This is a genomic window from Methylocella sp. (genome assembly GCF_044226135.1).
Lineage (GTDB): Bacteria > Pseudomonadota > Alphaproteobacteria > Rhizobiales > Beijerinckiaceae > Methylocapsa.
The window spans coordinates 1-22,867 of record NZ_JBGAHM010000003.1 but is presented as its reverse complement, the minus strand read 5'-3'; the positions used below and the strand labels follow the sequence as shown (position 1 = coordinate 22,867).

The following is a 22,867-nucleotide window of genomic DNA, read 5'->3' as shown; positions in this document are numbered from 1 at the left end:
TTCTTCTGGCGGAGGGAGTCGTCCGCCGAATGTGGCCGGCGGAGACCCGGCGTTTGCTGCGGAACACATGCCGTCCTTCAGAACGACCCGAAAGGTCCGCCACAGCGCGGCCGACATGTTCGCTCTCGTCGCCGACGTCGAGGCCTATCCGCAGTTCGTGCCCCTCTGCCTCGATCTCAGGATTCGCCGCCAGACCGAGAGCGCCGGCGCGACGATCAAGATCGCCGAGATGACGGTCGGCTACAAGGCGATCAGGGAATGCTTCACGACCCGCGTCGCCTGCGATCCGAACACGTTGCAAATCCTCGTCGAATATGTCGACGGGCCGTTCCGGCGCCTCGAAAACCGCTGGACCTTCCGCGACGCCGGACCGGGCGCCTCGACCATCGAATTCGAGATCAGCTATGAGTTTCGCAGTCGCGCGCTCAGCCTGCTCATGGGTGGGATGTTCGACAAGGCGTTCAGGAAGTTTGCGGAAGCCTTTGAAAGAAGAGCCGATATTGTGTACGGCGGCGTGTCGTGACATGGCTTCATATCGGAAACAATGATAAAAATCAGATATTAAGCCTGATTTCCTGAACAAGATTACAAGAATTATCGCGCAATTGGTTCATGAGACGGCGCTTTCAATCAGACCCAGCGCCGTCTCGACCGAAGCCTTTCTCACCCCGGCGCGATCCATGCCCGCAAAAATCCGTTCGCACGCCGCCATCTCGCGTCCGCGCCGCAGGCAGCCGAAATAGACGAGGCCGACGGGCTTTTGCGCCGATCCGCCGCCGGGCCCGGCGATCCCGGTCACCGAAACGGCGACGTCGGCCCGGGAGCGCGCCAGCGCGCCCTCCGCCATGCTGGCCGCGACCTCGGCGCTCACCGCGCCGAGGCGCGAGATCAGCGCCGCGTCGACGCCAAGGCAATCCGTCTTGGCGGCGTTGGAATAGGTCACGAAGCCGCGTTCGAAGACGTCGGACGAGCCTGCGATCTCCGTCAGCAGGGCGGCGATCAGCCCTCCAGTGCAGGATTCGGCGGTTACGAGCTTCACGTCTTTTGAGCGGCACAGCGCGAGCAGGCTTTCGGCGCGCTCCAGCAGGATCGTCTCGAACATGCTCGTCCGCCTTATGAAGAATACGTCATAACTATTTGGTTTTAGACAATACTTAAGCCAGAAAGCAGCTTCAGGCGCCAGCCAGGGGCAGGCGCACCGTGGCGACGGCGAGCGCCGCTATGCCTTCTTCGCGACCCGTGAAGCCAAGTTTTTCGCTGGTCGTCGCCTTGACCGCCACCCGGTCGAGAGAAATCTCCATGGTTCTGGCGAGGCTCGCGCGGATCGCGTCGCGGTGCGGGCCGACTTTCGGGCGCTCGCAGACCACGGTCGCGTCGACATGGGCGATCATGCCGCCGCGCTCGCGCACACGTCGCGCGGCGTAGGCGAGGAAAATGTTGGAATCCGCGCCGCGCCATTGCGGATCGGACGGCGGGAAATGGCTGCCGATGTCGCCGTCAGACAGAGCGCCGAACAGGGCGTCGGTCACCGCATGACTTAAGACGTCGGCGTCGGAATGTCCGACAAGGCCATGATCATGCGAAATTTTTATGCCTCCGAGCCAGACATGGTCGCCGGGTCCCAGCGCATGCACGTCGTAGCCCTGGCCCATGCGCATGTCGACGAGATCGCGGATCAGCCGCGCCTCGGCGGCGGCGAGGTCCTCGGCGCTGGTGATCTTCATGTTGGCGGCGTCTCCCTCAAACACATGCACGGGGCGTCCGGCCCATTCGGCGACGGCGGCGTCGTCGGTCAGCCCGTCGGCGCCGGACTGCGCGGCGCGCCGATGCGCGTCGAGAATGAGCCGGAAGTCGAACGCCTGCGGGGTCTGGACGGCGCGCAGCGCCGCGCGCGGCGGCGTCGCGCGGATCGACTGGTCGGGCGCGATCTCCTTGATCGTGTCGGCGACGGGAACGCCGGGAATCGCCGCTCCATGGACTTCGGCGGCCCGCACGGCGCGCGCGATCAGCGCGTCGCTCGCGAAAATACGGGCGGCGTCGTGGATGAGCACAATGCCGGGCGCGGCGTCAGGACCGGCCGCCAGCGCCTCAAGGCCGGCGCGCACGCTCTCCTGCCGAGAGGCCCCGCCGACCACGGGCGCGAGCACGCCGGCGCGCGACGCCGGATCGAGCGACGCCACGGCTTCGGCGTAAAGCGTCACGTCGTCGGCGTGGATGACGGGAAGGATCGCGGCGTCAGGCGCGGCGCGACGCAGGGCCGAAAGGCCATGCGCGAGCACGCAGCGGCCAGCGAGGCTGCGATATTGTTTCGGCGTCCCTTCGCCAACGCGCGAGCCGCGGCCCGCCGCGACGACGACGATCGCCACTGTCCTTGCGCCCTGCGTCCTTGCGCCCTGCGTCCTTGCGCCCTGTGTCCCTGCGCCCTGTGTCCCTGCGCCTTGGCGCGCGTCGCGTGTCATCCAGAACCCCGAGCTTGGCGCCACGCCGTTCCTTCCCGCTTTTGCGCCCCGGCGTCAATCAAGGGCGTCACGGGTCAGTTGCGAACTGTTCAAAAAACGACGTTGCCGCGATGCACCAAATGATTATCATATAGGCATGGCCGCAACTGCTTCGATAATAGGCAAGGACAGATTCGAGGCGCCTTTCCGCGTCGGCCCTCACGAGGTCCCGGGACGGGCGCTGCTCGCGCCCATGTCAGGCCTCACTGACGTCGCCATGCGGCGGATCGCGCGGCGCTTCGGCGCCGGTCTCGTCGTCACGGAAATGGTCGCCGCCGAGGCTTACGCCGACGGCGACGCCGCAAACCGGCTCAAGGCCGAGGATTGCGGCCTCGGTCTTCACGTCGTCCAGATCGCGGGCCGCGATCCCGCCGCCATGGCCCGCGGCGCCCGCGTCGCCCGGGACGCCGGCGCCGCCGTGATCGACCTCAACATGGGCTGCCCGGCGAAAAAGGTGATCAACGGCTATGCAGGCTCGCATCTCATGCGCGATCTTCCGCTTGCGGCGGCGATTATTCGCGCGACGGTCGCGGCCGTCGACGTTCCGGTGACGCTCAAGATGCGGCTCGGCTGGGACTCCTTGAGCCTGAACGCCGCTGAACTCGGGCGCGTCGCCGAGGCCGAAGGCGTCGCCATGCTCTGCGTCCATGGGCGCACGCGCAGCCAGTTCTATGACGGCGTCGCGGACTGGGGCGCGATTCGCGCCGTCAGGGAGGCCGTCTCGATTCCGCTCGTGGCCAACGGCGATTGTTCGGGCCTCGACGACGCCCGCGAGATGCTGCGCGCGTCGGGCGCGGACGCCGTCATGATCGGACGCGCGGCCGTCGGCCGGCCCTGGCTGGTCGGCGCGGCGGCGCGGGGCCTTGCCGGCGGTCCGGCGCGCGAGCCGTCCGCCGAAGCGCGGCGCGAGGCCGCCTGCGAGCATTATGACGAGCTTCTGCGTCTGTTCGGACGCGAACAGGGCGTTCGCCACGCGCGCAAGCATCTCGCCGCCTACGCCCAATGGTCGGGCTCGCCGCGGGCGGTCGAGCTGCGCGCGGACCTCGTCAAGGCGGACGACCCGCGCGAGGTCATGCGCCTTCTCAAGGAAACTTTCGACCCGTCCTTTCAGGCGGAGGCGGCGTGATGGCGATCCTGTTAGCTCCCAATCCCAACAAGGCCGCCGCGGCGGACATCGAGGCGGCCCGGGTGCTCGACGCCCTGCCGCATCCCGTGCTGACGGCGCGGTTCGACGGCTCGATCGCGGACGCCAATCTCGCGGCCGAAACCTTCTTCGCCATGAGCCGCGAGCTGCTGCGCCAGCACCGGCTGAACCAGCTGGTTCTGCCGGGCTCGCCGCTTCTCGCCTTCGTCGAGCAGGTGGCGGACAGCGGGACGGCGATGAAAGGCTATCGCCTTGATCTCGCACTCGCCCGCGGCGGGTCCGACGTGCTCGTCGACATTTTCGTGTCGCCGCTGCCGGACGCGCCCGACGGCGTCGCGATCATGCTGCATGAGCGGTCCATGACCGACAAGCTGGAGCGCCAGCTCACCCATCGCGGCGGGGCGCGCTCCGTCGCCGCCATGGCCTCCATGCTCGCGCATGAAATCAAGAATCCGCTGTCTGGCATCCGAGGCGCGGCGCAGCTCCTCGAAACCGACGCGAGCGATTCAGACCGCGCGCTGACCCGCCTGATCTGCGAGGAGACCGACCGGATCGTGAAGCTCGTCGACCGCATGGGCGCCTTTTCGGACGGGCGTCCGATCGAGCGCGAGAGCGTCAACATCCATGCCATCCTCGACCATGTGAAGAAAGTCGCCCAGGCCGGCTTCGCGCGCCGCATCCGCTTCCATGAGCATTACGACCCCTCGCTGCCGCCTGTCTTCGGGGACCGCGACCAGCTCGTGCAGATGTTCCTGAATCTCGTGAAGAACGCCGCCGAGGCCATTGGCGAGGACGAGGGCGACATCGAGTTGTCGACCGCCTTCCGGCCGGGCGTGCGCATGCAGGTGCCGGGGTCGAACGCGCCCGTCAGCCTGCCGCTCGAATGCTGCGTGCGCGACAACGGCTCGGGCGTTCCGGCCGAGGTCATGCCCTATCTGTTCGATCCCTTCATCACCACCAAGGCGAGCGGAAGCGGCCTGGGACTTGCATTGGTCGCCAAAATCATCGGCGATCATGGCGGCGTCATCGAATGCGAATCGGCGCCGCGCCGCACCACCTTCCGCGTCCTCATGCCAATGAGCCCGCGTCGCGAAGGATAGAACGGCTCCCTGGAGTGGAAGCGGAGCGCAAGCGCGCCGGCCCCTCAGCTTTCACGCGCCCGCGCTACGCCTGACCAAGAGGCCTGGAAGATGCCCACCGGAAACATTCTCATCGCCGACGACGACACCGCAATCCGCACGGTGCTCAGCCAGGCGCTGTCGCGCGCCGGCTATGACGTCAGGGCGACGGGCACGGCGGCGACGCTGTGGCGCTGGGTGCAGTCCGGCGACGGCGACCTCGTCATCACGGACGTGGTGATGCCGGACGAAAACGCCTTCGAACTCCTGCCCAAGATGAAGAAGCTTCGGCCGGAGCTGCCGATCATCGTCATGAGCGCGCAGAACACCTTCATGACCGCGATCAAGGCGTCCGAGCGCGGCGCCTATGACTATCTGCCGAAGCCCTTCGACCTGCGCGAACTCGTCACGATCGTCGGCCGGGCGATGAGCGAGCCGAAGAACCGCATCAAGGTCGAGCGCGACGAAGAGCTCGAGGGGATGCCGCTCGTCGGCCGCTCCCCGGCGATGCAGGAGATCTACCGTTCGCTCGCGCGGCTGATGCAGACCGACCTCACGGTGATGATCAACGGCGAGTCCGGCACCGGCAAGGAGCTCGTCGCCCGCGCGCTGCACGACTACGGCAAGCGCAAGAAGGGGCCGTTCGTCGCGATCAACATGGCGGCGATTCCGCGCGACCTGATCGAGAGCGAGCTGTTCGGCCATGAGAAGGGGGCCTTCACCGGCGCCAACCAGCGCTCGGCCGGCCGTTTCGAGCAGGCCGAAGGCGGCACGCTGTTCCTCGACGAGATCGGCGACATGCCGATGGAGGCCCAGACGCGCCTCCTGCGCGTGCTGCAGCAGAGCGAATACACGACCGTCGGCGGCCGTATGCCGATCAAGACCAACGTGCGGATCATCGCCGCCACCAACAAGGACCTCGCCGCGCTGATCCAGCAGGGGTTGTTCCGCGAGGATCTGTTCTTCCGCCTCAACGTCGTGCCGCTGCGCCTGCCGCCGCTGCGCGAGCGCGTCGAGGACATCGGCGACCTCGCCCAGCATTTCTTCGCGCAGGCGGCGAGCGAAGGCCTGCCGCTGAAGCATGTCGAGCCCGACGCGCTCGACCGGATGAAGCGCTACCGCTGGCCGGGCAACATCCGCGAGCTTGAAAATCTCACGCGCCGTCTCGCCGCGCTTTATCCGCAGGAGGCCGTCACCGCCCAGCTCATCGACATGGAGCTGTCCGTCAACGCGCCGAGCCTGTCGCAGCCCCAGCCGCAGGCGGGGGCGGCGGCCCGACAGGCCGAGACGCAGGAGCGCGGGCCGGGACTTGCGGCGGCGATGGAGCGGCATCTCGCGGAGCTGTTTCGCGGCCATGGCGACAGCCTGCCTCCGCCCGGTCTCTACCACCGGATTTTGCGCGAACTCGAATATCCGCTGATCTCGGCGGCGCTGGCGGCGACGCGCGGCAATCAGATCAAGGCGGCGGAACTCCTCGGCCTGAACCGCAACACGCTGCGCAAGAAGGTTCGCGACCTCGACATCCGCCTCATGCGCTCGCCGCGCTGACCGGGCGCGCGAGGCCGGGCAGGACGCACGGAACCTTTCCAAATCGATCATCGCGGCCGCGCTTTTGTCGCAATTATGCAACAGCGTGGCGCCAATGCAACGAGTCGCCGGCGCGTCCTTTATGGACGCGCCGACGGCCCGGCCGGCTCGCCGCGCCCGGGCCACGCGAAAAACCTCACAAGACGCAGCCTTCCCGCCGGCGAAACAATGCGCGACCAGGGCACACCCACGACCAAGCCGCGCGCCACGGGCCGCAAGCGCCGCTTCACGGCGCGCTACGGCTTTACGGTCGTGGTTCTCGTTCTTCTGCTGGCGCTCGGCAGCTTCCTGATTTTCGCCGGCTTCACGCCGGTTCCGCCCTCAAACAGCGTGCTGCTCGGCCTCCTGATCGCCAATGTGGTCGGGATTTTCGTCGTCTTCTGCTTCATCCTGGTCGAGGCCTGGGCCCTGTTCAAGGCGCGCCGCGCCGGCGTGGCGGGCGCGAAACTCCATATCCAGGTCGTTGCGCTCTTTTCCATCGTCGCCGCAGCGCCGGCGCTGCTGATGGCCTGGGTCGGCTCGGTCACGCTGGAGCGCAGCCTCAATCCCAATTTCATGCGCGACGGCCGCGCCTTCGTGCAGACCACGATCGACGCCGCGCGCCTGTTCCGCGAGGCGCAATGCAAGTCGCTCCTGCAGGAGGCGCGGCTGACCGCCTCCGACCTCGACCGCGCCAAGCTGATGTATGAAGTCGACCGGCCGCTGTTTCGCGAATTTCTCGCCTCGCGCACGCGCTTTCTCGGCTTTGCGGCGGCGGCCCTCATGAAATCCGACGGAACGATTCTCGAAAAGGTCGAATCGATCACGCCGGTCGGGCCGGCCATCGCCCAGCCCGAGCCGCAGGATTTCGAGGACGCGCGCAAGAACGAGCCGCTCTGCCTCATCATCGACGAGGGCCGCAGCTTCGCGGCCGTGCGGGCCATGGGCTCGTTCGAGGACACCTTTCTTTATGTCGCCCGCCCGGTCGACCCTTTCACGGTCGAGTTCCCGCGCCAGGCGGCGCGGCTCGTCACGCTGTACGACGCCTTCGACAGCCACAGGCGCAGCATCCAGATCGCCTTCGCGACCATGTTCGCGCTGATCGCGCTGATCATGCTGTTGAGCGCGACCTGGCTCGGGCTTTCCTTCGCGAGCCGCCTCGTCGCGCCGATCCGTCGCCTCATCGCCGCGACCGATCAGGTGTCGTCCGGCAACCTCAACGTGCAGGTCGCCGTGCGCAAGAGCGAGGGCGACCTCGCCCATCTCGGCGAAACCTTCAACAAGATGACGCAGGAGCTGCGGCTTCAGCAGAACCGCCTGATCGCGGCGAGCAATCTGATCGACGAGCGCCGCCTTTTTACCGAAGCGGTTCTGTCGGGCGTTCCCGTGGCGGTCGTGGCCGTCGGCTCGAAAGGCGAGATCACCGTGCTGAATCCTTCGGCCGCCCGGCTGATCCAGCTCGACGGCGCGCAGGCGCGGGCGGCGATCGGCCAGCCGCTCGAAGCCGTGCTGCCGGAGGTCAGGGACGTCTTCGTCGAGGCGCGGGCGGGACAGTCGCGCATGGCGCCGGCGGATGTGTCGATCACGCGCGGCGGGCTCGAGCGGCTGTTCAGCGTCAGCGTCACCAGCGCGCCGACCGAGCGCTCCGGCAAGAGCTATATCGTCACGCTCGACGACATCACCGACCTCGTCAGCGCGCAGCGCACGGCCGCATGGGCCGACGTCGCGCGCCGCATCGCCCATGAGATCCGCAATCCGCTGACGCCGATCCAGCTGTCGGCCGAGCGCATCAAGCGCAAATACGGCAAGCTCATCACCCACGACCGCGACATCTTCGACCAGTGCACCGACACGATCGTGCGGCAGGTGGACGACATCAAACGCATGGTCGACGAATTCTCGGCTTTCGCCCGCATGCCCAAGGCGCGCGTCGAACATGACGATCTGCGGGAAATCCTGCGCCACGTCCTGTTCCTGATGCGTGTCGCCCATCCGGCGATCGACTTCGACGAGGCGCTTCCCGACGAGCCGCTGCACGGCCGGTTCGACCGGCGGCTCCTGTCTCAGGCCTTGACCAATATCGTAAAGAACGCGACTGAAGGCATCGAAGCGCGGGCGGCGCTGGCGGAGGGAGCGCCTTTCGAGGGCCGCATCCGCGTCGCTCTTTCGGTTTCCGGCGACATGGCTTTCATCGACGTGACGGACAACGGCAAGGGCTTCCCGAAAGACAATCGCCAGCGTCTGCTCGAGCCCTACATCACCACGCGCGCGGAAGGCACCGGCCTCGGACTGCCCATCGTCGCGAAAATCCTCGCCGACCATCACGGCGGCATCGAGCTGCGCGACGCGCCGAACGGGCAGGGCGCCTGGGTGCGCCTGTTCTTCCCGCTTCAGGGCGAGAAAGGCGAGGCGCCGGAGCACGGCGGCGATGCGGCGCAGGCCGCCGCGCGCGACCAGGCCGCGCAAGAGTCATAGGAGCCCAAGAGATGGCGAGCGACATCCTCATCGTCGACGACGAGGCCGACATCCGCGAGATCGTCTCGGGCATTTTGTCGGACGAGGGTCATGGCACCCGCGTCGCGAAGAACTCGGACGAGGCGCTCGCCGCCGTGGAGGCGCGGCGCCCAAGTCTCGTCTTTCTCGACATCTGGCTGCAGGGCTCGAAGCTCGACGGGCTGCAGATCCTGAAGGCGGTGAAGGAGCACCATCCGAACCTGCCGGTGGTGATGATCTCCGGCCACGGCAACGTCGAGACCGCGGTCCAGGCGATCAAGCTCGGCGCCTATGACTTCATCGAGAAGCCGTTCAAGGCCGACCGCCTCGTCCTCGTCGCCGAGCGCGCGCTCGAAGCCTCGCGGCTCAAGCGCGAGGTCAGCGAACTGCGGGCGAGGGCGGGAGCGGTCGACAAGATCGTCGGGCGCTCCAGCACGGTCAACCAGCTGCGCCAGACCATCGAACGGCTTGGGCCCGCCAATTCGCGCATCCTCATCACCGGAGCGCCGGGCTCAGGCAAGGAGCTCGCCGCGCGGTCGATCCATGAGCATTCGGCGCGCGCGAGCGGCCCCTTCGTCGTCATCAACGCCGCGACGATCGCGCCCGACACGATGGAGATCGAGCTTTTCGGCGTCGAGGGCGGCCCCGGCGAGCCGCGCAAGATCGGCGCGCTCGAAGAGGCCCACGGCGGCACGCTCTACCTTGACGAGATCGCCGACATGCCGCGCGAGACCCAGGGCAAGATCCTGCGCGTGCTCGTCGAGCAGAAGTTTGAACGCGTCGGCGGCTCGACCCGCGTCCATGTCGACGTCCGCATCATCTCCTCGAGCGCGCGCGACCTTGCCGCCCTGATCGCCGAAGGCGCGTTTCGCGAGGATCTTTTCCACCGCCTCGCCGTCGTGCCGATGCGCGTTCCGTCCCTGTCCGAACGCCGCGAGGACATCTCGGACCTCATCTCCTTCTTCATGGACCAGGTGTCGGCCACGACCGGCATGCCGAAGCGCCTGATCGCCGACGACGCCATGGCCGTCCTGCAGTCGCATGACTGGCCGGGCAACATCCGCCAGCTGCGCAACAATGTCGAACGGCTGATGATTCTGTCGGCCGGAGACCCTTCCGCGCCGATCACGGCCGACCTGCTTCCCTCCGAAATCGGCGCGCTCGTCCCGTCGACGCCGAACGGCGCCGGCGGCGAGAAGCTGATGAGCCTGCCCCTGCGCGAGGCGCGCGAAGTGTTCGAGCGCGAATATCTCGTCGCCCAGATCAACCGCTTCGGCGGCAATATCTCGCGCACCGCCGAGTTCATCGGCATGGAGCGCTCGGCGCTGCATCGCAAGCTGAAATCGCTGCGGGTCGATTGAGAGGCGGCGGGACGCGCATGGACGACGCCGAAGACCGCCGCGGAGAGGCTGCAAAGCTGTCGCGTCGCGACCTCTTTCTGGCTTTCTTCAAGATCGGGCTCGTCGGCTTCGGCGGCGTCGCCGCCTGGGTCCAGCGCGTGCTCGTCGACGAGCGCGGCTTCATGAGCCTGCGCGAATTCGCCGAGACGCAGGGCGTCGCCAGCGCCCTGCCGGGCGCGAACACCGTCAATCTTTCCGTCATGCTGGGCGACCGGCATCACGGGCTGTCCGGCGCCCTCGCCGCGTTGAGCGGGCTGTTCGTCGCGCCGCTCGCCATTCTGACGATGATTCTGGTCTTTTACGACCGCCTCGCCGAACTGACGACGGCGCAGGGCGCCCTGCAGGGCGCGGCGGCGGCCACGTCGGGCCTCGTCATCGCGAACGCCTTCAGGCTCCTGCGCGCGATCGGCGGCGATCGCGTCGCGCTTCTCGTCGCGGCGGCCGTGTTCGCGGCCGTGGGCCTTTTCGCGGCGCCGCTCGTCGCCGTGCTGATTTGCGCCATCCCGGCGAGCGTCGCCGCCTTCGCCCTGACGCGGGCGCATCCATGAGCGCTTCGCTCCTTGGCATAGCCTCGACCTTCGCGACCCTGTCGCTGAGCGCGATCGGCGGCGCCAACGCCTCTCTGCCGGAGCTTCGCCGCCAGATCGTGGTCGTCCAGGGCTTGATGGACGACCGGACCTTCGCCAGCCTCGTCGCTCTGGCGCAGGCGGCGCCGGGCCCCAATGTCCTGACGTCGAGCGCCGTCGGCTGGAGCCTCGCCGGCGCGTCTGGCCTCATCGTCGCCACGCTCGCGATGATTCTTCCGTCTTCCGCACTCGCCATCGTCGTGGAGCGGCTGCTTCGGCTTCATGCGCGCCGCGCGGGAGTGGCCGTCCTGCGCCGTTCCATGGCGCCGATCGCGGTCGGGCTGATGGCCGCGAGCGGGCTCGTTCTGGCGCGCGCGGCCGTCAGCGGCGTCTTGACCCTGGCGCTCGCGGCCGGCATGTCCATCCTGTGCGGCCTGACGCGGGTCAATCCCCTGTTCGGGATCGCCGGCGGCGCGGCGCTCGGCGCCGCGGCCCGCGCCCTCGACGTCCACATCTAATCTTCGGAGCGCCAGTTGAGCCGAATCACCTATGTCAACGGACGCTATGTGCCGAGCCGCGAAGCCTGCGTCAGCGTCGAGGACCGCGGCTACCAGTTCGCCGACGGCGTCTATGAAGTATGCGAGGTGTTCGGCGGCGCGTTGATCGACGAGGACCGCCATCTCGAGCGGCTGCGGCGCTCCCTCGCCGAGCTGAAGATCGAGGAGCCGGTGTCAAAAGCGGCGCTCAGGACGATTTTGCGCGAGATCCGCGCGCGCAACCGGCTGAGGAACGGCTATCTCTACATTCAGGCGACGCGCGGCGTCGCGCACCGCGACCATCCCTTTCCCGATCCGCCGACGCGGGCGAGCCTGGTCGTCGCCGCCAAATCGATCCCGCCCGAAAAGGGCGAGGCGGCGGCGCGGGCGGGCGTCAAGGTCACGAGCGCGCCGGACCTGCGCTGGAAGCGGGTCGACATCAAGTCAATCGCGCTGCTGCCCAATGTGCTGGCGCGCCAGGCGGCGAAGGAAAAAGGCGCCTATGAGGCCTGGCTGATCGACGACGACGGGCTCGTCAGCGAAGGCGCCGCCTCTAACGCCTGGATCGTCGACGCGCGCGGCGTCGTCGTCACCCGCCAGCTCGGCCACTCGATCCTGCCGGGGATCACCCGCACGACGCTGATCGAACTCATCGCAGCTGAAGGCTTGACGTTCGAAGAGCGCAAATTCAGCCTCGACGAGGCTTTGGCCGCGCGTGAAGCCTTCATCACCGGCGCGACGACGCTTGTCATGCCGGTGGTCGACATCGACGGCAAGCCGATCGGGGACGGCCGCCCTGGACCGGTGGCGCTCAAGCTGCGCGGGCTATTTCACGATTTCGCCGCTCATTCAAACTGATCGCAACAATCGAAAAATATCAGCCGAGACAAATTTTTAACCGATTCGACTCCGCGCTTTCCACGTATGGCGACGGCCATGCGCGGAAAGACGGATTGCAAATCGACGCGCCCGTCGTTCTAATGAGAGCGTGCGGACGCAGTAACCCTGCCGCCGCTCCAAGCCTTGCGCAACGTAACCGCGCCGCAAGGCGTCAATAACATTGGGACATGCAAGATGGCGGCGGAACGGCCACAGAACCTCCAGGACACTTTTCTCAATTTCGTTCGCAAGAACAAAGTCCCTTTGACCATTTTTCTCGTCAATGGCGTCAAACTGCAAGGCGTCGTCACATGGTTCGACAATTTTTGCGTGTTGTTGCGACGCGACGGCCATTCGCAGCTCGTGTATAAGCACGCGATATCAACGATCATGCCGGGCCAGCCGATCCAGATGTTCGAATCGGGGGATGAGGGCGCGGCGCATCCATAAGCTTTTGCAAATTTATGAAGCTTGAGAGGATCGAAGCGCTTCCGGCCGGCGCAGGCGATCCCATATGTGTTCCGGGCGGGCCTTTGCCCCCCCGAAATCAAGGAGAAGAGCCTGGACGCCGAACAAAAAAGCGCGGCCGACGCGCGCGAACAGAAGACCCGCGCTCTGGTCGTCGGTCCTTATCTCAACGACAAGGTGCGTCAGCCGGCGCCAGTCGAGGGCGCCGGACGTTCGCCGCAGGCGCGGATGGACGAGGCGATCGGCCTCGCGCTGGCCATAGACGTCGAAATTGTCGGCCATGTCATGGCGCTTCTGTCCACGATCCGCCCGGCGACCTTTCTGGGCAAGGGCAAGGTTGAGGAGCTGGCGGAGCTCGTCACGTCCGGCGAGGTCGATCTCGTCGTGATGGATTGCGCGCTTTCCCCGATTCAGCAGCGCAACCTCGAAAAGGCGCTGAACGCCAAGGTGATCGACCGCACCGGGCTCATTCTTGAAATCTTCGGCCAGCGCGCGCGCACCCGGGAAGGCGCCCTTCAGGTCGAGCTCGCCCATCTCGCCTATCAGAAATCGCGGCTGGTGCGGTCCTGGACCCATCTCGAGCGCCAGCGCGGCGGCTTCGGCTTCCTCGGCGGTCCGGGCGAAACCCAGATCGAAACCGACCGCCGCCTCATTCAGGAGCGCATGACGCGCATCGAGCAGGATCTCGAAAAGGTGAAGCGGACGCGCGGCCTGCATCGCAAGAGCCGGCGCGACGTGCCTTATCCGGTCGTCGCGCTCGTCGGCTACACCAACGCCGGCAAATCGACGCTGTTCAACAGGCTGACCCGCGCCGAGGTCTTCGCGCAGGACATGCTGTTCGCCACGCTCGATCCGACGCTGCGGGCGGTCGACCTGCCCCATGGCGCAAAGATCATCCTCTCGGACACGGTCGGCTTCATCTCCGCGCTGCCGCATGCGCTGATCTCGGCCTTCAGGGCGACGCTCGAGGAGGTGCTTGAGGCCGATCTGATCCTGCATGTGCGCGACGTCTCCCACGAAGACGCGGAGGCGCAGCGCGACGACGTGCGCGCCGTCCTCGCGGATCTCGGCGTCGACGCCACGGACGGCCGCCGCATCGTCGAGGTCTGGAACAAGGCCGATCTCCTGTCGCAGGATGAGCTTGAGGCCGCGCGCAACGCCGCCAGACGCGCCGGCGGAAGGGATGGGGCGACGCAGCCGATCATTGTGTCGGCCATGACGGGGCAGGGGCTTGACGAGCTTCGCGCCCATATCGAGACGCAACTCGCCGCCGAACGCCAGCTGTTCGACCTTACTCTCGCGCCCGACGACGGCGCCGGCCTGCACTGGCTCTACGAAAACGTCGAAGTGCTCGGGCGACGCGTCGACGCCGAAGGCGCGCTGCACATGCAGGTCCGCGTCGGGCCGGAGCGAGCGGATCAGCTCAGGCGAAAATTCGCCGCGGAGACGGCGGTCGCCGGGCGCTGAGCCGCCGCAGGCGGCGTTGGGGCGGTTGTGTGGCGCGCGGGGGCGCAGGGCGTCAGCCGCGGTCGGCTTTCTCTCTGGCCTTGGCGTCGTCCCAGAGCGCGTCCATCGCGGCGAGGCCGGCCTGTTCCGGCGACAGGCCGCGCCGCGCCAGCTCGGTCTCGATATGGCGAAAGCGCCGCATGAACTTGGCGTTGGCGCGGCGCGCGGCCGCCTCGGGATCGACGTTCAAGTGACGGGCGAGATTGGCGACCGCGAAAAGAAGGTCGCCGATCTCATCCTCCATCGCGTCCGCGCTGGCGCTCGGGATCTCCGCCTCGATCTCGTCCGTCTCCTCGCGAATCTTGGCGAGCACGGCGCGCGGGTCGTTCCAGTCGAAGCCGACGCCCGACGCTTTTTGCTGAAGCTTGACTGCGCGCGTCAGGGCGGGCAGGGCGAGCGCGACGCCGTCGAGCACGCCTTTCTCTCTGGCCGCAGGGCCGGCGCGCGCGGCCTTCTCCTCGGCCTTGATGCGCGCCCATTGCGTCTCGATCTCCTGCGCGGACAGCACCTTGACGTCGCCGAAGATATGCGGATGGCGGCGGATCATCTTGGCGCAGATCGCGTCGACGACGTCGCCGAAATCGAACGCGTCCTGCTCCTGCGCCATGCGCGCATGGAACACCACCTGCAGCAGCAGGTCGCCGAGTTCGTCCTTCAGATCGGAAAGATCGCCGCGGCTGACGGCGTCGGCCACTTCATAAGCTTCCTCGATCGTATAGGGGGCGATCGTCTCGAAGCTTTGGGCGAGGTCCCAGGCGCAACCGGAGCGCGGCGCGCGCAGCGCCGCCATGATGTCGAGAAGGCGTCGAACGTCGGAGGAGGGCTGCATGCGCCAGTCAGGAATGCGACGAACGACGAAGGATGCGGCCTGCGGCCGCATCCCGTGTTTCAGAAGCCCGGACGCCGTCAGTCGAGCGAGATCGACAGCGCTTCACGGCCCTTGGGCGTGTCGACGACGCGCATGCTGACCGGCTGGCCTTCGGCGAGATTCTGCACGCCGGACGGGCCGAGGATCGAAATATGCACGAAGACGTCCTTGCCGCCGTCGTTCGACTGAACAAAGCCGAAGCCCTTGTTGTCGTCGAACCACTTGACGGTGCCGGTGACCGAAACGGCGGTCGACGGATCGGGCGCGCGACGCGGCGGACGGGGCGAATCGCCAAAGCGCGACGACGACGACGGCGCACGCTCGGAAGCCCCGGACGTGTCGACCTCGAGCACGCGCGTGACCTGCGCGCCCTTCATTCCATTGGCGACGATGACCTTGAGCTTGGAGCCCGGCGGCACCGTCTCATAGCCGGCGGCCTGCAAGGCGCCGATGTGGAGGAAGGCGTCGCCCGTGCCGTTGCTCAGCTCGACGAAGCCGAAGCCCTTGTCGCCCTTGAACCATTTGACCACGGCGTCGACGCTCGGACCCGCGGCCGGCATGGCCATCTCCGGCGGCCCGCCGAACCCTCCGCCGCGCGGCGCCCGACTCTGCCGCGGCGGATCGTAGGGGGACGGGCCGTCATCGTCGAAGCCACGCTTTTTGGGTCCCCGGAAATCTCTGCCTTTGCTCATGTTATGCCTACTCGTCTCAGCCTGCGCCGCTGATTACCCAAGATTGTCACGGGCGTTTCGCCATGCGTCAAAGACCGGCCGCCGTCGGGCGCCAGCCACAAAAATTCTCAGCTATGGAATTCGATGTGAAATGCCTGACGCCCCGTGTCGTTAAAAACATATCAACACCTGCGGCCCTTGGCTACCCAAATCGGACTCGTTTCAGGGAGAGGGTCGGCGTTTCGGCGGTCGACAGGAATTTCGCATAATCAGCATTATGGAACATATTATCTATTCGGCTGGAACCGGCGCAGCCGGGCGCGATCCCTCGCGGCACTCAGCCCACGCTTGCCGCAGGATTTGCACCGACGAGGTGAGAAAGACGCCCGCCATGATGGCCGCCACGAGGAGATCGGGCCAAGCGGTCGCCGTCCCCCACACGGCGACCGCTGCCGCCATGACGATCACGTTGCCGATCGTGTCGTTGCGCGAGCACAGCCATACCGAGCGCACGTTCGCGTCGCCATCCTTGTAAGGCCGCAGCATCAGCACCGAGGCGGCGTTCACCGCTAGTGCCAGCACGCCCACCACGCCCATGACCTCCGCCTTCGGCAGGCCGAGGATGAGCGTCTGGTAGACCGTCGAGCCGAACACCCACAGAGCCATGAGCGACAGCGACACACCCTTGGCGAGCGCAGCCGTGGCGCGTGTGCGCAGGCTCGCGCCGATCACCGCCAGAGACAGGCCGTAGGTGACAGTATCGGCGAGGAAGTCGAGAGCGTCGGCCTTGAGCGCCTGCGACCCGGCGAGCTGCCCCGCCACCATCTCCCCAAGGAACATCGCCCCGTTGAGGCCAATCACCGTCCAGAGGATGCGCTTATAACGCGGGTCTACCCCATCGAAAACCGGCACGCCCTTTGGGCAACAGCTATCCGCCGACGTACCGTGCGAGGCAGCGGGCTGGCCCGGCAGCACAAGCGCAGGCGGTTCGCAGCAGGCGGTTTCGCCCTTGCAGCAGCTATCGGCCATCAGGGACTCCCTTCCGGCCTTTAAGATACACTCTCTAGTGACTAGAGGTTCAAGGGTTGTGAGAGAAACTTCCATCGGCGAGCTGGCGCGGCGCTCAGGCGTGAAGGCGCCCACCATATCGCTACTACGAGGGGGCCGGGCTGCTGCCCGCTCCAGCGCGTACCGAGGGCCAGCGCTCAGTGAGCAGCCCGGACCGCCCATGCGCCGAGGTGGACGGCACTCGCGGAACCTGCCATCGCATAGGGCGTGCGCAAATCAGGATTTCTAGCAAATTCCGTTGCCTGTGTTTTGCCAACGGGTTACGTTTGCTGAAAGATATGATCGAAAGTGGCGCCCCAATTCGCTCGTCAAGAAACGCGCGCCAGGACTCGCGCCGTCAGCCGAATTCGACCCGCATGCCGTCATAGGCCGGCTCGACGTTCGGCGGCAGTTCGGCCGCAAGCCTCGCGAAGTCGAGGTCGGTGTGCAGATTGGTGAGAATCGCGCGCGCCGGCTTCATGCGCCCGATCCATGCGAGCGTTTCGTTCAGGCTGAAATGGCTCGGATGCGGCGTGTAGCGCAGCGCGTCCACGACCCAGAGATCGAGCCCTTCGAGAAACGCGATGCTTTCGGGCGGAATTCCGTTGACGTCGGGCGTATAGGCGACGTCGCCGAAACGGAACCCGAGCGAGTCGATTTCGCCATGTTCGAGGCGAAACGGCATGGCCTCGACCGGGCCGCCGGGTCCGTCGACGCTGACCGGGACGCCGGGCGCAAGACGGCGCTCCGTCAGGAGCGGAGGATACTGGCTGCCCGGCGGCGTCGCGAAAATATAGCTGAAATTCGTGCGCACGACCGTCGAGGTCGGCTCGTCCATGTGCAGGTCGATCTTGCGCCGCCCGGCGATCACCAGCGGGCGCACGTCGTCCATGCCATGGGTGTGGTCGGCGTGGGCGTGGGTCAGAAAAATGCCGTCGAGCCGCCGGACGTCCTGCGCCAGCAATTGCTCGCGCAGGTCGGGCGAGGTGTCGACGAGCACCGCGGTCGCGCCGTCGCCGCCCGAGCGCTCGACGAGAATCGAACAGCGACGGCGGCGATTCTTTGGATTGCCCGGGTCGCAAGCGCCCCAGCCCTGCGCCACGCGCGGCACGCCGCCCGACGAGCCGCAGCCGAGGATCGTGAGCGCGAAGCTCATTCAGCCGCCGTCCTGAAGGACGCGGGCGGCGTCATTTTGCTGAAGAGACGCAGCGCGTTGGCGCTGGTCGCCCCGGCGATCGCGGCGGGCGAAACGCCCTTGACCTCGGCGAGGACGCGGGCCGTGGCGGCGACGAAGGCCGGCTCGTTGCGCTTGCCGCGATGCGGCGTCGGCGCAAGGAACGGCGCGTCCGTCTCGACCAGCAGGCGGTCCAGCGGAATTTCGCCCGCGATCTCGCGCAGGGCGTCGGATTTCTTGAAGGTGACGACGCCCGAGAAGGACACATAGAGCCCAAGGGCGACGCCAGTCCTCGCCAGCGCGGCGGACGAAGTGAAGCAGTGCAGAACCGCCGTGAAGGCGCCCTTCCCCATCTCGTCTTCGAGGATTCGCGCCATGTCGGCGTCGGCGTCGCGGCTGTGGATCACCAGCGGCAGGCCGGTCTCGCGCGCGGCGGCGACATGGGTGCGGAAGGCGCGCTCGGCGAGATCGCGCGGCGCGCTGTCATAATGATAGTCGAGGCCGGCCTCGCCGATCCCGACGCATTTGGGATGCGCCGCGAGTTCGACCAGGCGCGCGAGTTCGGGCTCGGGCGACGTCCCGACGTTCTCGGGATGCTCGCCCACCGTGCAGAAAATTTCCTCATGGGCTTCGGCGATCGCGCTGATCTCGTCGAAGCGGTCGACGCGCGTCGAAATCGTGATCATGCGCGCGACGCCGGCCTCGCGCGCACGGCGCAGCGCGCCCTCGCGGTCGGCGGCGAGCTCGGGGAAATCGAGATGGCAATGGCTGTCGATCAGCATGAGACCTCGCACCCTCAGGCGGTCGACGCCGCGGCGTCCGGCTCGACATAGCGCGGAAAGACCGGCGCCGGCGCGGGCAGCGCCTCCGCGGGTTCGGCCGGCCGGGCCGCCTCAGCGTGGGCGAAGCTGCGCGCCTCGGCCGGCGCGCCGAGAAGATCGAGCATGCGCGCCATCGAGCCTGGAACGAACGGCTGGGCGAGAATGGCGACCACGCGCAGGGTCTCGACGGTCACCGCCAGCACCGTCTCCATGCGCGCCGGGTCGGTCTTGCGCTTCGTCCAGGGCTCCTCGGCGGCGAAATAACGGTTGGCGTCGCCGACGACCCGCCAGATTTCGGCGAGGATGAGGTGCAGCGCATAGTCCCGCATGAGCGCGCGCGCCCTGGGGGCAAGCGCCCTCGCCTGCCCGAGCAAGGCTTCGTCGGCCTCGGTCAGCCCCGTCAGCGCCGGCAGCCGCCCGGCGCAGTTCTTGGCGATCATGGACAGCGAGCGCTGCGCCAGATTGCCGATGTCGTTGGCGAGGTCGGCGTTGATCCGGTTGACGATCGCCTCATGCGAATAGTTTCCGTCCTGTCCGAACGGAACTTCGCGCAGCAGAAAATAGCGAAACGAGTCGACGCCGTAATGATCGGCGAGCGCCATCGGGTCGATGACGTTGCCGACGGATTTCGACATTTTCTCGCCGCGGTTGAACAGAAAGCCGTGGACGACGATCTGTTTGGGGACCGGCAGGCCGGCGGACATCAGAAACGCCGGCCAGTAGATCGCATGGAACCGGGTGATGTCCTTGCCGATGACATGGGCGTCGGCCGGCCAGAATTTCGCGCGCGACGCCGCGGCGTCGGGGAAGCCCGTGGCGGTGAGGTAATTCGTCAGCGCGTCGACCCACACATACATCACATGCTTCGGATCGCCGGGAACCGGCACGCCCCAGTCGAAGGTGGAGCGGCTGATCGAGAGATCGGTCAGGCCGCGCTCCACGAAGGCGACGATCTCGTTGCGGTATTTTTCCGGCGTGATGAAATCGGGCCGCGTCCGATAGAGATCGAGCAGGCGCTCCTGATAGGCCGAGAGGCGAAAGTAATAGCTTTCCTCCTCGACCCATTCGACCGGCGCGCCGGTCGGGGCGAGACGCTTGCCGTCAGGCGTTTCGGTCAGTTCGCTCTCGTCAAAAAAGGCTTCGTCGCGAACCGAATACCAGCCGGGATATTTCGAGAGATAAATATCGCCGGCGGCCTCCATCCGCCGCCAGATTTCCCTGGCGGCCTCGCGATGGCGCGGCTGCGTCGTGCGCACCACGTCGTCGGCCGGCGCGTCGAGCTTCTCGCCCATGGCCGCGAACTGCGCGGCCGTGCGGTCGGCGAGCGCCTGCGGCGTCAGCCCGTCGCGCGCGGCGGTCTGCTGCATCTTCTGCCCGTGCTCGTCCATGCCGGTGACGAAAAAGGCGTCGAAGCCGTCGAGCCGCTTGAAGCGCGCGATCGCGTCGGTCGCGACGCGCTCATAGGCGTGGCCGATATGCGGCGCGCCATTGGCGTAGGGAATGGCGGTGGTGATGTAAAAGGTCGGCGCGGACATTGCGGTCGTGTCGTTTCCAAACGGAGCGGCGACGCCCGTCCGCGCTTAGGCCGCCGCCCGGCGCGCGGCTGCGGCGAGATCGGCGAAAAGGGAAAGGACGAACGGGCGCCTGTCAAGATTGAGCGCTTCGGTCTGGCGCGCCGCTTCCGTCGCTTTTTCCCATACCTCGGCATAGGGCGCAAGCGCGCGCGCGCCTTGAGGCGCCGGCGCGCGCAGCCGGTCCTCGAGCCAGTCGAACACCGCTTCGAGCAGCGCGTCATAGTCTTCGGAATGGTCGCGCAGGGCCACATGGTCGGCCGTCATCTGGACGGCGCGCGGGTCGAGGCGCGGCAGGGCGTCGAGGAGCCGGCGGGCGCGGGCGTCAAAATCGGCGCTTTTCTCGGAGAGGCGGCGCAGGGCGCCATGGATGGAGCCTCTCGCCCGCGCCGCCGCCGCTTCGCGCCGCGCCGCGTCCGTCGTCGACCATGGCGGGCCAAGGCTCGTCAGAACCTGCGCGACCTCGGCCGCGCCGAGCGGCCGCAGCAAAATCTTGCGGCAGCGGGAGCGGATCGTCGGCAGGACCCGGCCCGGCCGATGCGCGACGATCAGGATCATGCAGCGCGGCGGAGGCTCCTCGATGAGCTTCAACAGCGCGTTCGCGCCCGACGCGTTGAGGTCCTCGGCGCTGTCGACGAGGCCGACGCGCCAGCCGTCGCCCGAGGCCGCCTGCTGAAACATGTGGATCATGCGGCGCACGTCGTCGACGCGGATTTCGCTCGCAAGCCTTTTGGTCTTGTCGTTCCACTCGCGCCGCAGCAGGAACAGGTCGGGATGCGAGAGCGCCAGCGCCTGGCGCACGGCCGGATGGTCCGGGTCGGTCGAAAGGTCATGCCGGGCCTGCGCCGCGCGCGCGTCTCGATGAACGAGCAGGAATCGCGCGAGCCGCCAGGCCAGAGTCGCCTTGCCGACGCCCTGCGGGCCGCCGATCAGCGCCGCCTGCGGCAGCCTGCCCGAGACGCAGGCGGCGAGAAGCTCGGCCTCCGCTTCGGCATGGCCGATCAGCGCCCGCGCATGGCGCGGATGCGGCGCATCTTCGAAACGGTCGGCCTCCGCCGGCTCGTCCGGCGCGGCGGCTTTAGCGGCCATGCGCGTCCTGTCCATGCGCGTCTTGCGCCGCCGAAGTCAGAAGCCGCGTCCGCGTCGCGCGCCACACGGCGGCGGCGACGTCGTCCTCGGACAGCGTCGCGTCGATCACCACGCACCGCCGCGGATTTTCCTCGGCGACGCGCAGGAAGGCGGCGCGGATCTTCTCGTGAAAGGCGCGGGATTGCGCCTCGAACCTGTCGGCGGCGGCGCCCGAGCGCCTCGCGGCGCGCGCGAGCCCCAGCTCCGCCGGGGCGTCGAGCACCAGGGTCAGGTCCGGGGCGAGGCCGTTCAGCGCGACATGCTCGAGCGCGTCGATCAGTCGTGGATCGAGCCCGTCCGCGCCCTGATAGGCGCGCGTCGAATCGGCGAAGCGGTCGCAGACGACCCAAAGTCCTGAGGCGAGAGCCGGTTCGATCATCGCGTCTATGTGGTCGATCCGGGCCGCCGCGAAAAGCGTCGCCTCGCCGGCTGGGCCCAGAAATCTGGCGCGGCCGCTCAAAAGAACCCGCCGCAGCGCCTCCGCATGCTCCGAGCCGCCGGGCTCGCGTGTGGCGACGGTTTTGACTCCCTCGCTCTCGAGACGGCGCGCGAGACGGCGAAGCTGCGTCGACTTGCCGGCGCCCTCGCCCCCCTCGAAGGTGATCAGGCGCCCCCGCCGCGCTGCGGGCTCAGTCCCTGGAGACATATTTCCGGTCGAGCTTCGAGCCGACATATTTGCGGAACAGACCGCCGACGAGTTCAAGCCCGGCGTTGAAGGCCTGGCGCGGCAGCGACCCGGCCGCCACCGGCGCCGCGGTCTTCAGCGGAATGTCGAGGATTTGCGTCTGTCCGCGCGAAATCTTCAGCCGCGCCACTTCGCGGCCGGCCTCGACCGGCGCGACAAGCGGCCCGGAATAGACGATGCGCCCGGCGAACTTCTCGCCGCCCGAACGGGGCGCGAGAATGGCGACGGGGCCGTCCGCGACGAGCGGCGCCTCGAAGCTCTCGCCGCCATAGACCTGAGCGGATCCGATCGTCTCTCCGGCGGCGAAAATCTCCTTCAGGGCGAAGGCGCGAAAACCCCACAGCAGCAGTTTGCGCGCCTCCTCCGCCCGCTCCTTCGCGCTGGCCGCGCCATAGAGCGCGAGAATGAGCCGCCGCCCGTCCTGAACCGCCGAGCCGACGACGCCATAGCCGCTCGCGTCGATGTTGCCGGTCTTGAGGCCGTCGGCGCCGATCTCCATGGCGAGCAGCGGATTCCGGTTCGTCTGCCGGATCTTGCCCCAGGTGAACTCCTTCTCGCCGAAATATTTATAGTAGTCGGGATAGGTCGCGATCACATGGGCGGCGAGCGTCGTCATGTCGCGCGCCGTCACCCTCTGCCCCGGGTCGTCCTTGCCCCAGGCGTTGGTGAAGCTCGAATGGGTCAGGCCGAGCGCCGCGGCGCGCTTGCGCATGAGGCCGGCGAATGAG

Annotated in this window: 23 protein-coding genes; 11 read left to right on the top strand and 12 right to left on the bottom strand. The window is 67.4% G+C overall.

Features of this window, described 5'->3' with window-relative positions:
* The first annotated feature begins 67 nt into the window (after positions 1-67).
* Positions 68-523 (top strand): type II toxin-antitoxin system RatA family toxin, encoded by a 456-nt coding sequence (locus ACILRB_RS02250; RefSeq protein WP_395664676.1) that lies wholly within the window; start codon positions 68-70, stop codon positions 521-523.
* A gap of 87 nt (positions 524-610) precedes the next feature.
* On the opposite strand, the gene ACILRB_RS02245 is transcribed toward ACILRB_RS02250, so the two are convergent.
* Positions 611-1,102, bottom strand: a complete 492-nt coding sequence (locus ACILRB_RS02245; RefSeq protein ID WP_395664675.1) for a CinA family protein — start codon at positions 1,100-1,102, stop codon at positions 611-613.
* Between the two features lie 70 nt (positions 1,103-1,172).
* Positions 1,173-2,366, bottom strand: coding sequence for a bifunctional 2-C-methyl-D-erythritol 4-phosphate cytidylyltransferase/2-C-methyl-D-erythritol 2,4-cyclodiphosphate synthase (locus ACILRB_RS02240; protein WP_395664674.1), 1,194 nt, complete (start codon positions 2,364-2,366; stop codon positions 1,173-1,175).
* Positions 2,367-2,595: 229 nt separating this feature from the next.
* On the opposite strand from ACILRB_RS02240, the gene dusB reads away from it, so the two are divergent.
* The 9 genes from dusB (at position 2,596) to hfq (ending at position 12,650) form a co-directional block, all read left to right on the top strand.
* Positions 2,596-3,624: a tRNA dihydrouridine synthase DusB gene (gene dusB / locus ACILRB_RS02235; RefSeq protein ID WP_395664673.1), complete on the top strand. Its 1,029-nt coding sequence runs from the start codon at positions 2,596-2,598 to the stop codon at positions 3,622-3,624.
* A complete protein-coding gene (locus tag ACILRB_RS02230; protein ID WP_395664672.1) occupies positions 3,624-4,742 on the top strand; it encodes a nitrogen regulation protein NR(II) in 1,119 nt (372 codons plus the stop codon). Before dusB ends, ACILRB_RS02230 begins: the two co-directional genes overlap by 1 nt.
* A 90-nt stretch (positions 4,743-4,832) precedes the next feature.
* Positions 4,833-6,308: a nitrogen regulation protein NR(I) gene (gene ntrC / locus ACILRB_RS02225; RefSeq protein ID WP_395664671.1), complete on the top strand. Its 1,476-nt coding sequence runs from the start codon at positions 4,833-4,835 to the stop codon at positions 6,306-6,308.
* A 207-nt stretch (positions 6,309-6,515) separates the two neighbouring features.
* The gene (locus tag ACILRB_RS02220) at positions 6,516-8,801 is read left to right on the top strand and encodes an ATP-binding protein (RefSeq protein ID WP_395664670.1); all 2,286 of its coding nucleotides are present in this window, start codon (positions 6,516-6,518) and stop codon (positions 8,799-8,801) included.
* Between the two features lie 11 nt (positions 8,802-8,812).
* Positions 8,813-10,180, top strand: coding sequence for a sigma-54-dependent transcriptional regulator (locus tag ACILRB_RS02215; protein ID WP_395664669.1), 1,368 nt, complete (start codon positions 8,813-8,815; stop codon positions 10,178-10,180).
* Between the two features lie 17 nt (positions 10,181-10,197).
* Positions 10,198-10,767 carry a chromate transporter gene (locus tag ACILRB_RS02210; RefSeq protein WP_395664668.1) on the top strand — a complete coding sequence of 190 codons (570 nt, stop codon included), beginning with the start codon at positions 10,198-10,200 and terminating at the stop codon, positions 10,765-10,767.
* Complete coding sequence (locus ACILRB_RS02205) at positions 10,764-11,303, top strand: chromate transporter (protein WP_395664667.1); 540 nt, start codon at positions 10,764-10,766, stop codon at positions 11,301-11,303. The genes ACILRB_RS02210 and ACILRB_RS02205 overlap by 4 nt, the downstream gene beginning before the upstream one ends.
* 15 nt (positions 11,304-11,318) lie before the next feature.
* The gene (locus tag ACILRB_RS02200) at positions 11,319-12,179 is read left to right on the top strand and encodes a D-amino-acid transaminase (RefSeq protein ID WP_395664666.1); all 861 of its coding nucleotides are present in this window, start codon (positions 11,319-11,321) and stop codon (positions 12,177-12,179) included.
* A 216-nt stretch (positions 12,180-12,395) separates the two neighbouring features.
* Complete coding sequence (gene hfq / locus ACILRB_RS02195; RefSeq protein ID WP_395664665.1) at positions 12,396-12,650, top strand: RNA chaperone Hfq; 255 nt, start codon at positions 12,396-12,398, stop codon at positions 12,648-12,650.
* A 12-nt stretch (positions 12,651-12,662) separates the two neighbouring features.
* On the opposite strand, the gene ACILRB_RS02190 is transcribed toward hfq, so the two are convergent.
* Entirely contained in the window at positions 12,663-12,950 is a 288-nt protein-coding gene (locus tag ACILRB_RS02190) for a hypothetical protein (protein WP_395664821.1), read from the bottom strand.
* Here ACILRB_RS02190 and hflX point away from each other — a divergent pair.
* Positions 12,846-14,135, top strand: a complete 1,290-nt coding sequence (hflX, locus tag ACILRB_RS02185) for a GTPase HflX (protein ID WP_395664813.1) — start codon at positions 12,846-12,848, stop codon at positions 14,133-14,135. The genes ACILRB_RS02190 and hflX overlap by 105 nt on opposite strands.
* A gap of 52 nt (positions 14,136-14,187) precedes the next feature.
* Here the strand turns inward: hflX and mazG are convergent, their stop codons facing one another.
* From mazG to ACILRB_RS02140, 9 genes are all read right to left on the bottom strand, one after another.
* Positions 14,188-15,003, bottom strand: coding sequence for a nucleoside triphosphate pyrophosphohydrolase (mazG, locus tag ACILRB_RS02180; RefSeq protein ID WP_395664664.1), 816 nt, complete (start codon positions 15,001-15,003; stop codon positions 14,188-14,190).
* 77 nt (positions 15,004-15,080) lie between these two features.
* On the bottom strand, positions 15,081-15,734 hold the full coding sequence (locus ACILRB_RS02175; RefSeq protein WP_395664663.1) for a cold-shock protein: 654 nt from the start codon (positions 15,732-15,734) through the stop codon (positions 15,081-15,083).
* Between the two features lie 270 nt (positions 15,735-16,004).
* Positions 16,005-16,742 (bottom strand): cation transporter, encoded by a 738-nt coding sequence (locus tag ACILRB_RS02170; protein WP_395664662.1) that lies wholly within the window; start codon positions 16,740-16,742, stop codon positions 16,005-16,007.
* Positions 16,743-17,118: 376 nt separating this feature from the next.
* Positions 17,119-17,916 carry an MBL fold metallo-hydrolase gene (locus ACILRB_RS02165; RefSeq protein ID WP_395664661.1) on the bottom strand — a complete coding sequence of 266 codons (798 nt, stop codon included), beginning with the start codon at positions 17,914-17,916 and terminating at the stop codon, positions 17,119-17,121.
* On the bottom strand, positions 17,913-18,716 hold the full coding sequence (locus tag ACILRB_RS02160; protein WP_395664660.1) for a TatD family hydrolase: 804 nt from the start codon (positions 18,714-18,716) through the stop codon (positions 17,913-17,915). Before ACILRB_RS02160 ends, ACILRB_RS02165 begins: the two co-directional genes overlap by 4 nt.
* A 14-nt stretch (positions 18,717-18,730) precedes the next feature.
* Positions 18,731-20,290: a methionine--tRNA ligase gene (gene metG, locus ACILRB_RS02155; RefSeq protein ID WP_395664659.1), complete on the bottom strand. Its 1,560-nt coding sequence runs from the start codon at positions 20,288-20,290 to the stop codon at positions 18,731-18,733.
* Between the two features lie 45 nt (positions 20,291-20,335).
* Positions 20,336-21,415 carry a DNA polymerase III subunit delta' gene (locus ACILRB_RS02150; RefSeq protein ID WP_395664658.1) on the bottom strand — a complete coding sequence of 360 codons (1,080 nt, stop codon included), beginning with the start codon at positions 21,413-21,415 and terminating at the stop codon, positions 20,336-20,338.
* A complete protein-coding gene (gene tmk / locus ACILRB_RS02145; protein WP_395664657.1) occupies positions 21,405-22,100 on the bottom strand; it encodes a dTMP kinase in 696 nt (231 codons plus the stop codon). Before tmk ends, ACILRB_RS02150 begins: the two co-directional genes overlap by 11 nt.
* A partial coding sequence (locus ACILRB_RS02140) for a D-alanyl-D-alanine carboxypeptidase family protein (RefSeq protein WP_395664656.1) occupies positions 22,084-22,867 on the bottom strand: 784 nt, incomplete at its 5' end. The genes tmk and ACILRB_RS02140, both read right to left, overlap by 17 nt.